Below are 15,932 nucleotides of genomic sequence, written 5' to 3'. Positions count from 1 at the left end.
GGCCAGACAGGCAACCTTTCCCTCAATTCGGGCATAAAGGGGCCCTGGTGGCTTCGAAGTCACCAAGGCCCCTTACGCGTGCGTGCCGTCGCCCGGCGCGGTGTCCGGGCGCGGTGTCCGCCTGCTACTCGGCTGCCACGACGGTGACTTCGCCGATGCCGAGGGCCTCGACAGGTTCCCGGATCTCGGCCGCGTCGCCGACGAGGATCGTCACCAGACGGTTCACCGGGAAGGCGCTCACGGCCGCCGCGGTGGCCTCGACGGTGCCGGTCGCGGCGAGCCGCTGGTACAGCGTCGCCTGGTAGTCGTCGGGCAGGTGCTGCTCGACCTGGTCGGCCAACGTGTTCGCCACGGAGGCGGCCGTCTCGTACTTCAGCGGCGCCACCCCGACGAGGTTCTGCACGGCGAAGTCCCGCTCGGCGTCGGTGAGCCCCTCATCGGCGACCCCGCGCAGGACCTTCCAGAGGTCGTCCAGCGCCGGGCCGGTGTTCGGGGTGTCGACCGAGCCGCTGATGGCGAGCATGGCCGCGCCCGTGCCGTCCGGGGCCGAGCGCAGGACCTGCCCGAACGCGCGCACACCGTAGGTGTAGCCCTTCTCCTCGCGCAGGACCTTGTCCAGGCGGGAGGTGAGGGTGCCGCCGAGGCAGTAGGTGCCGAGCACCTGCGCGGGCCACACGCGGTCGTGCCGGTCGGGGCCGATGCGGCCGATCAGCAGCTGCGTCTGCACGGCTCCGGGGCGGTCCACGATGACGACGCGCCCGGTGTCGTCCGCGGTCACCGGCGGCACGGGCCGGGGCTGGGCCGGGGAGCCGGTCCAGGCGCCCAGGGTGTCGCCCAGCAGGGCGTCGAGGTCCACGCCCGTGAGGTCGCCGACGACCACGACGGTGGAGGTGGCGGGGCGCACGTGCCGCTCGTAGAAGGCGCGCACGGCCGCGGAGTCGATGCCCGCGACCGTGTCCTCGGTGCCCTGACGCGGGCGGGACATACGAGAGGTCGCCGGGAACAGCTGCCTGGAGAGCTCCTTGGCGGCGCGGCGCGAGGGGTTGGCCAGCTCGTGCGGGATCTCGTCGAGCCGGTTGCGCACCAGGCGCTCGACCTCGGCGTCGTCGAACAGGGGCGCCCTGAGGGCGTCGGCGAGCAGGCCGAGCGCCTTGGGCAGGCGGGAGACCGGAACCTCGAGGCTGACGCGGATGCCGGGGTGGTCGGCGTAGGCGTCGAGCGTGGCGCCGCAGCGCTCCAGTTCGGCGGCGAACTCCTCGGCGGTGTGCTTGTCGGTGCCCTCGGAGAAGGCGCGCGCCATGATCGTGGCGATGCCGTCGAGCCCCTTCGGCTCGGCGTCCAGCGGCGTGTCCAGGAGCACCTCGACGGCGATGACCTGCTGGCCGGGGCGGTGGCAGCGCAGGACCGTCAGGCCGTTGTCCAGCTTGCCGCGCTCGGGCGCCGGGAACGCCCAGGGCCGGGCCTCGCCGGCCTGGGGCTGCGGGTGGAAGTCCATGCTGGCGAGCTCGGTCACTGCGCCGACTCCTCGTTCTCGTCGGTGGTCTCGGCTGCCTCGAGGTCCTCTGCCTCGGCTGCGGTCGGCTCGTACACGAGCACCGCGCGGTTGTCGGGGCGCAGGCGGGCCCTGGCCACCGCCTGGACCTCCTCGGCGGTGACGTCGAGGACGCGCTGTACGGCGGTGAAGGCGAGCTGCGGGTCGCCGAACAGGACCGCGTACCGGCACAGTTCGTCGGCGCGGCCCGCGACGGTGCCGAGCCGGTCCAGCCACTCGCGCTCCAGCTGGGCCTGTGCGCGCTCCATCTCCTCGGCGGTGGGGCCGTCCGCGGCGAAGCGGGCGAGCTCCTCGTCGACGGCGGCCTCGATGACGGGCACCTCGACATCGCCGGAGGTCTTCACGTCCAGCCAGCCCAGGGAGGGCGCTCCGGCCAGGCGCAGCAGTCCGAACCCGGCCGCCACGGCCGTACGGTCGCGGCGGACCAGGCGGTTGTAGAGGCGGGAGGACTCGCCGCCGCCGAGGACGGTCAGCGCCAGGTCGGCCGCGTCGCACTCGCGCGTGCCGTCCGCCGGGAGCCGGTAGGCGGCCATCATCGCGCGCGCCGGGACGTTCTCCTCGACGACCTCGCGCAGCTGCTCGCCGATGATCTCGGGCAGCGAGCCGTCGCGCGGCTCGGGCTTGCCGTCGTGGGCCGGGATCGAGCCGAAGTACTTCTCGACCCAGGCGAGCGTCTGCTCCGGGTCGATGTCGCCGACGATGGACAGGACGGCGTTGTTGGGCGCGTAGTAGGTGCGGAAGAACGCGCGCGCGTCCTCCAGGCTGGCCGCGTCCAGGTCGGCCATCGAGCCGATCGGCGTGTGGTGGTACGGGTGTCCGTCCGGGTACGACAGGGCGGTCAGCTTCTCGAACGCGGTGCCGTAGGGGACGTTGTCGTAGCGCTGGCGGCGCTCGTTCTTGACGACGTCCCGCTGGTTCTCCAGGCCCTCCTCGTCGAGCGCCACCAGGAGGCTGCCCATGCGGTCGGCCTCCAGCCACAGCGCGAGCTCCAGCTGGTGGGCGGGCATGGTCTCGAAGTAATTGGTGCGCTCGAAGCTGGTGGTGCCGTTCGGCGAGCCGCCCGCGCCCTGGACGAGCTCGAAGTGGCCCGTGCCCTTCACGCTCGCCGAGCCCTGGAACATCAGGTGCTCGAAGAGGTGGGCGAGTCCGGTACGGCCCTTGACCTCGTGACGGGAGCCGACGTCGTACCAGAGACAGACCGCGGCGACCGGCGTGAGGTGGTCCTCGGAGAGCACCACGCGCAGGCCGTTGGCCAGGCGGTGCTCCGTCGCGGTGAGGCCGCCGGATTGTGCCTCCGGTGTGGCCGTGTGACCCATGGGCAAGGTGTCCTTCCGGTCGCGTGCACTGCGTTGTGTCGAGCAGTTCGTGCTCAGTTCCTGCCACTGTATGCAGCGTCCGAAGGGTCGGCGAAGTTCCCGGTCAGAACGCCGTGTCCGTACGACGGCGAACGTGGGCCGGGAACGCGGAACAGGACGGCGCTCGGGCCCAGCTCGCCATACCCTCCCTCCTGTCCGCTGCCGCACGACTTCGGACGGTGCCCGGCGATCACTCCGGCGAGTGAACGGTCTCGCGGCGCGCGCTTGCCGTCGCGCAAGCGGCGCCTCGACCAGGGCGGTTGGCGCCCCGCCCCGCCCCTCCGTCGCGGGGAGGGCCCGGCGTCGGCGACACTTCTCGCACGCCGGGCGGGAGCCCAACATCGGGTCCTGGTCGGTGGTTGTCAGTGCCGCGGTCCACAATGGTCCGCGTCAGATCCCGCAAACGCTCGAGCGACCAGAACCAGAGGAGCCGGCAGCGATGGCCCGCCGCAGCACGAAGACCCCGCCGCCCGACGACTCGTACGAGGAGAAGATCCTCGACATCGACGTCGTCGACGAGATGCAGGGCTCCTTCCTCGAGTACGCGTACTCGGTCATCTACTCGCGCGCCCTGCCGGACGCCCGCGACGGCCTCAAGCCGGTGCACCGCCGCATCGTCTACCAGATGAACGAGATGGGCCTGCGCCCCGACCGCGGCTATGTGAAGTGCGCCCGCGTCGTCGGCGAGGTCATGGGTAAGTTGCACCCGCACGGCGACGCGTCGATCTACGACGCCCTGGTGCGCATGGCCCAGCCCTTCTCGATGCGCGTCCCGCTGGTCGACGGGCACGGCAACTTCGGCTCGCTGGGCAATGACGACCCGCCGGCCGCCATGCGGTACACCGAGTGCCGCGCCGCCGAGCCGGCGAGCCTGATGACGGAGTCCATCGACGAGGACACCGTCGACTTCAACCCCAACTACGACGGTCAGGAGCGGGAGCCGGTGGCACTGCCCGCCGCCTTCCCGAACCTCCTGGTGAACGGCTCGTCGGGCATCGCGGTCGGCATGGCCACCAACATGCCGCCGCACAACCTCGCCGAGGTCATCGCGGCCGCCCGCCACCTGATCCGCTACCCGAACGCGGATCTGGACGCCCTGATGAAGCACGTCCCCGGCCCCGACCTGCCCACCGGCGGCCGTATCGTCGGCCTCTCCGGCATCCGGGACGCCTACGAGACGGGCCGCGGCACCTTCAAGATCCGCGCCACGGTGTCGGTGGAGACCGTGACGGCGCGCCGCAAGGGCCTCGTGATCACCGAGCTGCCCTTCGCGGTCGGCCCGGAGAAGGTCATCGCCAAGATCAAGGACCTGGTCGGCTCGAAGAAGATCCAGGGCATCGCCGACGTCAAGGACCTCACCGACCGCGAGCACGGCCTGCGCCTGGTCATCGAGATCAAGAACGGCTTCGTGCCCGAGGCGGTCCTGGAGCAGCTCTACAAGCTGACGCCGATGGAGGAGTCCTTCGGCATCAACAACGTCGCGCTGGTCGACGGCCAGCCCCTCACCCTGGGCCTCAAGGAGCTTCTGGAGGTCTACCTCGACCACCGCTTCGAGGTGGTACGGCGCCGCAGCGAGTTCCGCCGCGGCAAGAAGCGCGACCGACTGCACCTGGTCGAGGGTCTGCTCACGGCGCTGCTGGACATCGACGAGGTCATCCGGCTGATCCGGTCCAGCGAGAACTCCGCGCAGGCCAAGGAGCGCCTGATGGAGCGCTTCTCGCTGAGCGAGGTCCAGACGCAGTACATCCTGGACACGCCGCTGCGCCGCCTCACCAAGTTCGACCGTATCGAGCTCGAGGCGGAGAAGGACAAGCTCAACGCGGAGATCGCGGAGCTGACCCGGATCCTCGACTCGGACGCGGAGCTGCGCAAGCTGGTCTCCTCCGAACTGGCCGCGGTGGCCAAGAAGTTCGGCACCGAGCGGCGTACGGTCCTGCTGGAGTCGGCGGGCAGCCAGGTCTCGGCGGTACCGCTGCAGGTGGCGGACGACCCGTGCCGGGTGCTGCTGTCCTCGACGGGCCTGCTGGCCCGTACGGCGAACGGCGACCCCTTCGCGGAGGACGGCGACGCGAAGCGCTCCAAGCACGACGTGATCATCTCGGCGGTCCCGGCCACGGCCCGCGGCGAGGTGGGCGCCGTGACGTCCACGGGCCGTCTGCTGCGGATCAACGTCATCGACCTGCCCCAGCTGCCGGAGACGGCGTCGAGGCCGAACCTCGCGGGCGGCGCGCCGCTGTCGGAGTTCGTCTCCCTGGAGGGCGACGAGACCCTGGTCTGCCTGACCACGCTCGACGAGTCGTCCCCCGGCCTGGCGATCGGCACGGAACAGGGCGTGGTCAAGCGTGTGGTGCCCGACTATCCGAGCAACAAGGACGAGTTGGAGGTCATCACTCTGAAGGAGGGCGACCGGATCGTCGGCGCGGTCGAGCTGCGCACCGGAGAGGAGGACCTGGTCTTCATCACGGACGACGCCCAGCTGCTGCGTTACCAGGCCTCGCAGGTCCGCCCGCAGGGCCGCGCCGCCGGCGGTATGGCGGGCATCAAGCTCGCGGAGGGCGCGAAGGTCATCTCCTTCACCGCGGTGGACCCGGCGGCCGACGCGGTCGTCTTCACGGTCGCGGGCTCGCGCGGCACGCTGGACGACTCGGTCCAGACGACGGCCAAGCTGACCCCGTTCGACCAGTACCCGCGCAAGGGCCGCGCCACCGGCGGTGTTCGCTGCCAGCGGTTCCTGAAGGGCGAGGACTGCCTGTCCGTGGCCTGGGCGGGTGCCGCACCGGCACGGGCCGCGCAGAAGAACGGCACTCCGGCCGACCTTCCGGAGATGGACCCGCGCCGCGACGGCTCCGGTGTGTCGCTGCCGAAGACCGTGGCGGTGGTGGCGGGTCCGGTCTAGACCTGCGGGACGTCGAGGTCCTGGTCCTCAGGGTCAGGGTCTCGCACGTAGCGGAGGACGCCCCACATGCCGTGCTCGTCGGCGCGTGGGGCGTCGCTCTTGCACGACTCCAGCTCCTTGGTCAGGGAGGCGGCATCGATGCCGGCGCCGATGAGGACGAGCTGGGTCAGGCGCGCGTCCCCGTCAGCCCACGGCTCCGGGTAGAAGCGCAGGAACCGCCCGACGGCGTGCACGGCGTAACGGTTCGCGGCGTCGTGCGGGCCGAAGTCGACGTACCCCTTGATCCGGTACAGCCCCTCCGGCCTGCTGTCCAGGAACCCCATCAACCGGCGCGGGTCGAGGGGGACTTCGGAGACGAAGGACACGCTGTCGTAGCCGGCGTGCAGGTGGCCGCTGTGATCCTCGTCGTGCTCATGCAGGTCGTCGAAGGACAACTGCCCGATGCGCTCTTCGCTGGGCCTGCAGTCGAAGAGGAACGCGGGGTCGATACGGCCGTAGGTGGCGGGGACCACGGCGGCCCGGTCGGTGAGGTCGCGGACCAGCCCGAGGACGCGCTCACCGTCGCCCGCCCGGTCGAGCTTGTTGACCACCACGAGGTCGGCGAGGGCGAGGTGCCGGTCGATCTCGGGGTGCTTCGCGCGCGTGTCGTCGAACTCGGCGGCGTCGACGACCTCGACGAGCCCGCCGTACACGATGCCCGGATGTTCACTGGCGAGCAGCATGCGCACGAGTTCCTGGGGTTCGGCGAGCCCGCTGGCCTCGATGATGATGACGTCGATGCCGGTGGACGGCCGGGCGAGCCGCTCCAGGTAGACGTCCAGCTCACTCGCGTCGACCGCGCAGCACAGGCAGCCGTTGCCGAGGGAGACGGTGGAGTCGCCGAGCGCGCCGGCGACGGCCATGGCGTCGATCTCGATGGCGCCGAAGTCGTTGACCAGCGCGCCGATGCGGGTGCCGCCGCTGCGGTGGAGGAGGTGGTTGAGGACAGTCGTCTTGCCGGAACCGAGGAATCCGGCGAGTACGACAACCGGAATCTGCTGCGGACCGGTACTCGGCTGGCTCAACGTGCGACCTTTCTCGCGCCGACGGGTGCACCGGCTCGCGGGGCGGCGCACGTACGAGGAATGAATGCCGACCCAGGATACGAGCCGGAAGAAACCCCGCGAAGTGAACGATTGTTAGCAGCACTTGCCGGGCAGACGTTGGGCAAGGCGCCGGAGCGTGCGACCCTCGCTTCCCTCCGTGCGCCTCCTCTCCGCCTCCCCGCCGATCAGAGCCGCTCGGCACTCTGGGAGACGGCAAGCGCCGCCCACCGCTCGCCGGTCCCCTCCAGTCGACCCGCACCCCGACGACCGGCGGAACGGCCGCCTGATTCGGGGGTTGACATGGCCACACGGAAGCGTTTTGCACGGAGGCTGGGTTCCGCCACGCTCACTTTCCTGGCTGCCACGAGCGTGCCGCTGGCAGCACATCAATGGCGGTCGGAGAAGGCACGTCTGCACGAGAGGCAGCTGGAGCTCGAGGAACTGGCCATCCGGCGAACGGCGCTGGCCCATCAGCAGCGCATGCACTGGGAGTTGCTGGTGAGGGCGATCGACGATCCCTCCCTCGCTGCCGTGATCGACACGTACGACCAGAGCATCCCGGCGGAGAGGCGCCGACAGTTCTTCTACGCCAACGCTTGGTACGTCCACCTCTACCACCTCTACCAGGCGGAGCTTCTGGACCGGGAGGAGCTGTACACGCGGCTGCGGGAGTTCTTCCAGAGCCCGGTCTTCCGCGAGTACTGGGAGGCGTCGCGGCACATGCGAGCCAGCCTGGACGAGTCGTCCGTGGAGGCCCAGCTCGGACACATGGTGGATGGGCTCGTCCGGGACCTGGACGAGTCCGACACGGATGAGTGGTGGGTTGTCGGGGATCCGCCGACGGACTGACTGGCCGGAGTGTGCAACGCAGGAGCCGACGAGGCATCCGTAGGCCTCCGCGCATCCCTTCGGGGCTCACAAGCCGCGTCCGTCACTGATGCTCTTCGGCCAAGAGGCAGGTCTTCAAGCAGGCTGAGAAATTCGGTGGCGGATCCACGCACGACGGCACGTCTCCTCGGTGCGCGTGTGCGCGGCTGGCGAGATCTCGCCAGGAGCCCAGCAACAACGAACCAACTCATCGCCGAGGTCAATCGGCACGGCGGCCAGGGTACGACCGGGTGACATTTCGCCAACGAGCCGCGAGGGGCTGAGAAACACCAGTAGCCTGCTCCCCACCAGTATGGCCAGCTCTTTGTTCCTAAGGACCGGTACCTTTGAAGATCGTGCGCCGCATCGGTGTGCCTCCCAGCGCCCGAGGCAGTAGTTCAGGAGCTACCTGCCCGGATGTGTTCGAACTCAGCGACGGCAACTTCGCCGTCATCGGCACCGAGGCCACCGAGGCGCTTGAGCCTGAACTGCCCGCGGACGCCGCGCGCGCCGAGTACGAGCGCATCGTCATCGTGAGCAGAGAGACCCTGATCCGCGCCAAAGCAGACATCCCCGACGCCTGAGGCCACCACACGGGTACGCGTCCACCCAAGACGCGTACCGTCACGCTCCCTGCCCGCGCGCAACCGTTGAGCGAGCTGGGCCACCGATCCGGCGAGCAACCGGCACCCCGTCACTGCTCGATCTTCACTGATGAGGCCTGGCGCCAGAACGGCACCAGGCCACACATATAACGGCGTCAGACCCACGTGCATCTCAATCTCCTCCGGCACCTTCACCAGCGGCCCCGCCACCTACCGCGCACCGGCCTGGTGGGCCCCATGTGTCTTGGTCCAGATGTCCAAGCGAGGCACGCCCAGACATCTCCGAACTCACCGAGGCGGCTTCGCCGTCATCGGGATCGAGGCTCACCGTCGGCCGGGCTCACGAACGTCGCTTGCTGCCGTGCAGCGACAACAGACCGCCGCTCCCCAGGTTTCCTAGGCCTGACGGGGAGCGGCGGAATACACCAGCAACTCCCATACCAGGAGCCAGTCCAGTGCTGTTCCAGCATGCCATCTCCCGGATGATCACCTGTGCAACCCCTCCCATCCTGTACTCCCTCAGCACCGCTCCCAGCTGCGCAAATGCCGTCCACCCCTGGGCAAGGCGCAGGTGTAATCTGCCCGTACGGGTGAGCCGACTGACCACGATCCTCACGCTCGTGGCGGTATTGGTGCTGACCCCCCACCACAGTGCGGACGCAGTATCCCCCCAGAGCGCTGCCACACCCAGCGCGGACGCCCCAGTGTCCGCAACACCGCCTTCCGCGCGGGACGCCGGCGGTACGGCCGACGGCGACTTGAACAGCTCGTGGACATGGGCTGCGATTTTCGCCGGTGTCGGTGTCGTCGTCACCTTGACTGCCCTGAGCGTCACGATCGTCCACCGCCGACGCGACAAGCTGGCCCAACTTCTCGAGCCGGTCGACATCCTGATCGACGACATAGCCGTCGCTGTCGACAAGCTGGCGAGCCTTCCGGCCACGCAGGGCGACATGGCCGACCTCGGCCAGCTACGCAGGCGCATCAAGCAGGCCGAGAAAACCTTTCACCGCATTCCGATCGGCGCTGTTGTGGCGGCCATCGAGGCGTACGAGAAGACGGCACTGCCCAACGACTTTGCGAAGCAGCTGGCCGAAGAGGCGGCGGGTGAGATCCTCGGCCTCTCCCGTCAGCAGGGTTCCAGAATCGAAGCCGTGCGGGCCGCGATCGACGCCGCCCAAAGCATCATCAAGGGGCTCCGCAAGGTATGACCGGGACCTACCGTCAACAGGGTGCCGGGCACGGCAGGGCTGTGGGCCCCGGCAGGCTTGCCCGCTGACTGCTGCTTTCGCACTGACCGCATGAGGTCCGACATCCCGAGCGCTGCCGGACCTCAAACGTGTCTCACGCCGTCGCCGACACCGTCGGCTGCGGCCCCACGTACCGCGCCACCGGCCTGATGATCTTCGAGTCCTGTGCCTGTTCCAGGATGTTGGCGCTCCAGCCCACGACCCGCGCAGCGGCGAACGTCGGGGTGAACATCTCCCGCGGCAGACCGCACAGCTCCATGACCACGCCGGCGTAGAACTCGACGTTCGTGTGCAGCTCGCGCCCCGGCTTCAGCTCGGCGAGTATCGCCTCCACGCGGCGTTCCACCTCCACGGCGAACTCGACGCGCGGGCCGCCGAAGCGCTGGGCGAGCTCGCGGAGCATCCGGGACCGCGGGTCCTCGGTGCGGTAGACGGGGTGACCGAAGCCCATGATGCGGTCGCCGGCGAGGACTCGCTCTCGGATCCAGGAGTCGATGCGGTCCGGGGTGCCGATCGCGTCCAGTGTGTCCAGCGCGCGACTGGGCGCACCCCCGTGCAGCGGCCCGGACAGCGCGCCCACGGCTCCGACGAGGCAGGCCGCGACGTCGGCGCCGGTGGAGGCGATGACACGAGCCGTGAAGGTTGACGCATTGAATCCATGATCAATGGTTGAGATCAAGTATTGCTCGATCGCCCGCGTACGCCGGGGATCGGGCTCCGATCCCGTCAACATGTACAGATAGTTCGCCGCGTACGACAGATCCTCACGCGGCTCAACAGGATCAAGTCCCCGGTCCAGTCGGTGCAGTGCGGTGAGCAGCGTCGGTACGACCGCGGCCGCGACGAGGCCGTCCTGGAGGCGCCGGTCGGCATCGATGTCGTACACCGGCCGGAAGCCCTTCGCCGCACCGAGCAGGGACAGCGCCGTGCGCAGACCGGCCAGCGAGCCGGACCGTCCGCCCGCAGCCGCGATCGCGGGCAGGGCCGCCCGCACCTCGCCGGGCAGCTTTCGCAGCGCGGCGGTCTCGGCGGCGAAGGCGGCGGCGCGTTCGGCGTCCGGCAGTTCACCGTGCACCAGGAGATGCCAGACGTCCTCGAAGGAGCGGGTCCGCGCGAGTTCGACGGCCGAGTACTGGCGATAGTGGTAAAAGCCCTCCAGCCCCCGCACATCCCCGATCTCGGTGTCGGTGACGACGACGCCCGCGAGACCACGGGGCACATCGACGAGCGCGGCTGCTGACCTGTTGACGGACATGATTCCTCCCTGGACTTGATTTCGACTGTCCATGCTTGACTATTTTCCTGTCAATATTGATTGAATCAATACATGGATCAATATGCCGCGTCCTGGATACGGTGACCCCATGCGCGATCAAGAACCCGACCCCGGCCCCGCGGTGCGACGGCTGACCACCCAGGAGGCCGCCGAGTTGCTCGGCGTGAAGCCCGAGACCGTGTACGCGTATGTGAGTCGCGGGCACCTCAGCAGCACCCGCGTGCCCGGCGGCCGGGGCAGCACCTTCGACGCGCAGGAGGTGGAGACACTCGCCCGGCGCAACAAGCGGGAGAGTGCGGGCGGTTCGGGATCGGGCGGTGAGCTGTCCGTGCGGACCCGCCTGACCTTCATCGACACCGACCGCTACTACTTCCGGGGCGTGGACGCGACCCAGCTGGCCACCCGGCATTCCTACGAAGAGGTCGCCGAGTGGCTGTGGACCGGCCGGTTGCGCCGCGGGGTCACCTTCACCGCCCCCGAGGCCTCCGTCGCGGCCGCCCGTAGCGCCGCCGACGGCCTGCCCGAGCACGCCGGCCCCACCGATCGGTTGCGGGTCGCGGCGATCGCCGCCGCGGCCGCGGACCCCCTGCGCTTCGACCTGTCCGAGGACGCCGTGCTCGGCACCGCGCGCACCCTCATCCCGACTCTCGTGGCCGCCCTCACGCCCGCGCGCTATGCCTATCGCGACGAGGGCTCACTCGCCCGCCGGCTGTGGGGGCAGCTGAGCGGACGCTCCCCCGACGACGCCGCCCTACGGGTGCTGGACACCGCACTCGCCCTGCTCGTCGACCACGACCTGGCCGCCTCGACCCTCGCCGTGCGGGTCGCCGCGTCGGCCCGCGCACACGCCTACGCGGCCGTCTCCGCCGGGCTCGGCGTGCTGGAGGGGCCCCTGCACGGGGCGGCCAGCGGCCTCGCCCACAAGCTGATCCTGGAGGTGCTCGACCGGGGCGACGCCGGGCCCGTCATCGCCGAGGAACTGCGGGCCGGCCGACGCATTCCGGGACTCGGCCACCGGCTGTACGCCGGCGAGGACCCACGCGCGCGTGTCCTGTTCGAGCTCCTGGAGGAGCTCCCTCGCTCCGCGCCGGCTCTCGCCGCGGCCCAGGACATCGTCGCCACGGCCGCCCGCCACACCCCGCTGCACGCCAACGTCGACCTGGCCCTGGCCGTGTTCACGGCATCCTCCGCCATGCCCGCCACGGCAGGCGAGACGATCTTCGCAGTGGCGCGTACGGCGGGCTGGATCGCCCATGCTCTCGAGGAGTACGGGGAGCGACCGCTGCGCATGCGGCCGAGCGGGCACTACACAGGTCCCAAGCCGCCTCAGCCGCTGCCCGAGTCCTGAGCAGAAGGGCTCGGCCCTTACCGGACAGGACACAGCCCCTCGAGAAGTCACCCGACCCAAGTCAGGTTAGGCTCACCTCTGTGAGTACGTGCTCAACCGTCTCGCAGGACCTCGACGAGCCCATCGCGGGGACCGCGGCGACCGCGACGACCTGGCTGCTGCTGGAGCAGCCCGGTCCGTGGGGTGCCAAGGCGCTCACGCAGAGCCACCTGGATCCCGCGCTGGGCCGCGCCCTGGAGGCCGCCGCGAAGGGCACGGGCGTACGCGTGGCGCTGATTCGCCGCCCAGGCCGGCACGCCGACTGCGGGACCCCCGGCGAACGCCAGGTCTACGCGGCCCACACCGTGCCCGGAAGCGTCTGGCTGCACGCCGCCACGACGCACGACCCGGAGCAGTTGCTCGACCTGGACTTCGCCGCCCTCGGCCTGGGTGACCACCACACCTTCGACTCGGCGCTCCAGGGGCGGCCCCACACAGGCGATCCGCTCGCGCTCGTCTGCACCAACGGCAAGCGGGACCGCTGCTGCGCACTCCTCGGCCGACCTCTCGCGGCCGAGCTCGCCGCCTCCGGCGTGGAGGGCGTCTGGGAGGTCACCCATCTGGGTGGACATCGGTTCTCACCGACATTGCTGGTGCTGCCGTACGGCTACGCCTACGGCCGGGCGCAGGCCCACGCCGTCAAAGAGGTCCTGCACAGCGTCCAGGAGGGACGGATCACCGTCGACGGGTGCCGCGGGAACTCCGCCTGGGAGCGACCGGGCCAGGCGGCCGAACTGGCCGTGCGCTCGGCTACGGGCGAGTACGCCGCGGAAGCGCTGCGCGTCGTACGGACGGACGGTGCGGCCCCGCGGTGGGAGGTGACGGTCGCCCACGTGGACGGGCGCCACTGGCGGGTCGTCGTGGCGCAGGGCACGTCCCTGCCGCCTCGCCCCGAGAGCTGCGGCACGTCGGTGCTCGGCTCGCCCGCGCGTATGGACGTGGTCGCGGTGCACGAGCTCACGGTGGCGACGGCACTCGCGAGTTGATCAGGTGGACGGAGTGGTTCCCGTCTTGATCAGGTGGACGGAGTGGTTCTGGTCTTGATCAGATACACAGGGCTGCTCGCGAGTTGATCAGACGCGGGGAGTGACTCCCGAGTTGATCAGACGCACAGAGCCATCCCACATGGACCGGCCTCCCGACACTGATCAAGAGATCCACGTCACACCTCACTACGGGGTTTCCCGCCCGCCCACGTACCGTCATGGGTATGAGCCCCACTCCCCCCGCACGTCGCCTGCGCCTCGGTCTGCCCCGGCGGATGTTCGCGCAGGTGCTGCTGATGCAGGTGGCGATCGCCGCGGGAGTCGCGGTGCTCGCGACCGGGCTGTTCCTCGCTCCGCTCAGCGACCAGCTGGACGATCAGGCGATGCGCCGTGCGCTGTCGATCGCGCAGGCCACCGCGGCCCAGCCGCAGATCGCCGAGGATCTGGTGAGCACACGCGCGACGGCCGACGGGCCGGTACAGCGGGAGGCGGAGCGGATCCGCAAGGCCACCAAGGCCGAGTATGTCGTCGTGATGAACCGGCGTGGCGTGCGCTGGTCCCACCCCACGCCTGGCGAGATCGGCAGGATCGTGTCGACGGACCCGGGTCAGGCCCTCGCCGGCCATGAGGTCATGCAGATCGACGACGGCACCCTGGGCCGCAGCGCCCGCGGCAAGGTGGCGCTGCGCGACAACGACGGCACGATCGTCGGGGCGGTCTCGGTCGGTATCGCGTACGACAGCGTGCGGGCCCGGCTGCTGCACGCGATCCCCGGGCTGCTCGCGTACGCGGGCGGTGCCCTCGCGGTCGGCGCGCTGGCCGCCTGGCTCATCTCCCGCCGGCTTCAGCGGCAGACGCGGGACCTGGCCTTCTCGGACATCTCGGCACTGCTCGCGGAGCGCGAGGCGATGCTGCACGGCATCCGGGAGGGCGTCGTGGCCCTGGACCGCGGCGGCCGTATCCGGCTCCTCAACGACGAGGCTCAGCGCCTGCTGGGCATCGGTGACGAGGCCGTCGGCCGGTCCCTCGACGAGGCGCTCGGCGAAGGCCGTACGACCGACGTGCTGGCCGGCCGGGTCACCGGCACCGATCTGCTCACGGTCCGCGGCCAGCGCGTCCTGGTCGCCAACCGCATGCCCACCGACGACGGCGCCGTCGCGACCCTGCGCGACCGGACCGAGCTGGAGCAGCTCGGCCGGGAGCTCGACTCCACGCGCGGCCTGATCGACGCCCTGCGCGCCCAGGACCACGAGCACGCCAACCGTATGCACACGCTTCTCGGGCTGCTCGAACTGGAGATGTACGACGACGCCGTGGAGTTCGTCGGCGAGGTGGTCGGCGATCACCGGGCCACCGCGGAGCAGGTCGCCGAGAAGATCCAGGACCCGCTGCTCGCCGCCCTCCTGGTCGGCAAGGCGACCGTGGCGGCCGAGCGCGGCGTCGCGCTGCACCTGTCGGACCGTACCCGGCTGCCGGACCGGTTGGTCGACCCGCGGGGCCTCGTCACGATCGTCGGCAACCTGGTGGACAACGCCCTGGACGCCGTCGCGGGCACGCCGCACGCGCGCGTGGAGGTCGAAGCGCGGGCCGAGGGACGCACCGCGGTCCTCAGGGTGCGTGACACAGGGCCGGGAATCCCCGAGGAGCACCGCGAGTTGATCTTTACCGAGGGGTGGTCCACCAAGAAGCCGCCGGCCCACCGCGAACGCGGTATAGGGCTCTCCCTGGTGCGCAGGCTCGCCGAACGGCAGGGCGGCACCGCGACCGTGGGCGAAGCGGCGGGCGGCGGCGCGGAGTTCACCGTGGTCCTGCCCGAGGCGCTGGCCGAGCCGCACCTGGAACCGGCCGCCCTCACCGTGCCGTCAGCCGCGCAGCGCACCGCCGAGGAGGAGTCGCGATGATCGAGGTCCTGGTCGTGGACGACGACACGCGCGTGGCGCGGGTCAACGCCGCTTACGTCGAAAAGGTGCCGGGCTTCCATGTCGCCGGCGAGGCGCACAGCGCGGCCGAGGCGCTTCGCCAGGTGGAGGAGCTGCCCCATCTGGACCTGGTCCTCATGGATCACTATCTGCCCGACGGGACGGGCCTGTCGGTCGTCCAGGAGATGCGCCGACGCGGCCTCCAGACCGACGTGATCATGGTCACGGCGGCCCGGGACGTGTCCACGGTGCAGGCGGCGATGCGGCACGGGGCGCTGCAGTACCTGGTCAAGCCGTTCGCCTTCGCGGGCCTGCGCGCCAAGCTGGAGGCGTACGCGGAGCTGCGCCGTACTCTCGACGGCGGCGGTGAGGCGGAACAGGCCGAGGTGGACCGTATCTTCGGCGCCCTGTCCGCTTCGTCGGAGCCCGACCTGCCCAAGGGGCACTCCCCCACCACGGCGGAACTCGTACGCCAGTCCCTGATGAGCGCCGAAGGCCCGCTGTCGGCCCAGGAGATCGCCGAACGGACCGGGGTGAGCCGCCAGACCGCCCAGCGCTATCTCAAACTCCTGGAACGCACGGGCCGGGCCCGCCTCACCCTCAAGTACGGCGACGCGGGCCGCCCGGAACACCGTTACGTGTGGGCGACCCGCGCCTGAGGCACGGCCCGTGGGGGCGGGGGAAGGAACCGTGCCACTCCTTCATACGGATGCCGGCCGCCCAATCTTCAGCCCTACGGCGGTGAAGGCGCCGC

General features: G+C 70.4%; 12 protein-coding genes. 8 read left to right on the top strand and 4 right to left on the bottom strand.

The window, feature by feature from the left end:
- Nucleotides 1-124: 124 nt before the first annotated feature.
- Entirely contained in the window at nucleotides 125-1,513 is a 1,389-nt protein-coding gene (locus ACIREI_RS39260) for a M16 family metallopeptidase (RefSeq protein ID WP_403343776.1), read from the bottom strand.
- Nucleotides 1,510-2,868 (bottom strand): M16 family metallopeptidase, encoded by a 1,359-nt coding sequence (locus ACIREI_RS39255; protein ID WP_403343773.1) that lies wholly within the window; start codon nucleotides 2,866-2,868, stop codon nucleotides 1,510-1,512. The genes ACIREI_RS39260 and ACIREI_RS39255 overlap by 4 nt, the downstream gene beginning before the upstream one ends.
- A 478-nt stretch (nucleotides 2,869-3,346) precedes the next feature.
- On the opposite strand from ACIREI_RS39255, the gene ACIREI_RS39250 reads away from it, so the two are divergent.
- Nucleotides 3,347-5,803: a DNA topoisomerase (ATP-hydrolyzing) subunit A gene (locus tag ACIREI_RS39250; RefSeq protein WP_403343770.1), complete on the top strand. Its 2,457-nt coding sequence runs from the start codon at nucleotides 3,347-3,349 to the stop codon at nucleotides 5,801-5,803.
- Here ACIREI_RS39250 and ACIREI_RS39245 read toward each other — a convergent pair.
- Nucleotides 5,800-6,867 (bottom strand): CobW family GTP-binding protein, encoded by a 1,068-nt coding sequence (locus ACIREI_RS39245; protein ID WP_403343767.1) that lies wholly within the window; start codon nucleotides 6,865-6,867, stop codon nucleotides 5,800-5,802. The two genes, ACIREI_RS39250 and ACIREI_RS39245, sit on opposite strands and share 4 nt — an antisense overlap.
- A 390-nt stretch (nucleotides 6,868-7,257) precedes the next feature.
- Between ACIREI_RS39245 and ACIREI_RS39240 the strand changes: the two genes are divergently transcribed.
- From ACIREI_RS39240 to ACIREI_RS39230, 3 genes are all read left to right on the top strand, one after another.
- Nucleotides 7,258-7,737: a DUF6082 family protein gene (locus tag ACIREI_RS39240; RefSeq protein WP_403343763.1), complete on the top strand. Its 480-nt coding sequence runs from the start codon at nucleotides 7,258-7,260 to the stop codon at nucleotides 7,735-7,737.
- Between the two features lie 365 nt (nucleotides 7,738-8,102).
- Entirely contained in the window at nucleotides 8,103-8,339 is a 237-nt protein-coding gene (locus ACIREI_RS39235; protein WP_403343761.1) for a hypothetical protein, read from the top strand.
- Between the two features lie 611 nt (nucleotides 8,340-8,950).
- On the top strand, nucleotides 8,951-9,571 hold the full coding sequence (locus tag ACIREI_RS39230) for a hypothetical protein (protein WP_403343758.1): 621 nt from the start codon (nucleotides 8,951-8,953) through the stop codon (nucleotides 9,569-9,571).
- A gap of 133 nt (nucleotides 9,572-9,704) precedes the next feature.
- On the opposite strand, the gene ACIREI_RS39225 is transcribed toward ACIREI_RS39230, so the two are convergent.
- Nucleotides 9,705-10,865 carry a citrate synthase/methylcitrate synthase gene (locus ACIREI_RS39225; RefSeq protein WP_403343756.1) on the bottom strand — a complete coding sequence of 387 codons (1,161 nt, stop codon included), beginning with the start codon at nucleotides 10,863-10,865 and terminating at the stop codon, nucleotides 9,705-9,707.
- Nucleotides 10,866-10,974: 109 nt separating this feature from the next.
- On the opposite strand from ACIREI_RS39225, the gene ACIREI_RS39220 reads away from it, so the two are divergent.
- The 4 genes from ACIREI_RS39220 (at nucleotide 10,975) to ACIREI_RS39205 (ending at nucleotide 15,837) form a co-directional block, all read left to right on the top strand.
- Entirely contained in the window at nucleotides 10,975-12,234 is a 1,260-nt protein-coding gene (locus ACIREI_RS39220) for a citrate synthase (protein ID WP_403343753.1), read from the top strand.
- An 80-nt stretch (nucleotides 12,235-12,314) separates the two neighbouring features.
- Nucleotides 12,315-13,259 (top strand): sucrase ferredoxin, encoded by a 945-nt coding sequence (locus ACIREI_RS39215; RefSeq protein WP_403343750.1) that lies wholly within the window; start codon nucleotides 12,315-12,317, stop codon nucleotides 13,257-13,259.
- 224 nt (nucleotides 13,260-13,483) lie between these two features.
- Nucleotides 13,484-15,160 (top strand): ATP-binding protein, encoded by a 1,677-nt coding sequence (locus ACIREI_RS39210; RefSeq protein WP_403343747.1) that lies wholly within the window; start codon nucleotides 13,484-13,486, stop codon nucleotides 15,158-15,160.
- Nucleotides 15,157-15,837: a response regulator gene (locus ACIREI_RS39205; protein ID WP_403343744.1), complete on the top strand. Its 681-nt coding sequence runs from the start codon at nucleotides 15,157-15,159 to the stop codon at nucleotides 15,835-15,837. Before ACIREI_RS39210 ends, ACIREI_RS39205 begins: the two co-directional genes overlap by 4 nt.
- Nucleotides 15,838-15,932: the final 95 nt, after the last annotated feature.

Origin of the sequence: Streptomyces sp. NPDC093591 (genome assembly GCF_044764885.1) — a bacterium.
Taxonomy (GTDB): domain Bacteria; phylum Actinomycetota; class Actinomycetes; order Streptomycetales; family Streptomycetaceae; genus Streptomyces.
The sequence above is the reverse complement of the archived record's forward strand: the minus strand, read 5'-3'. Positions and strand labels throughout refer to the sequence as shown.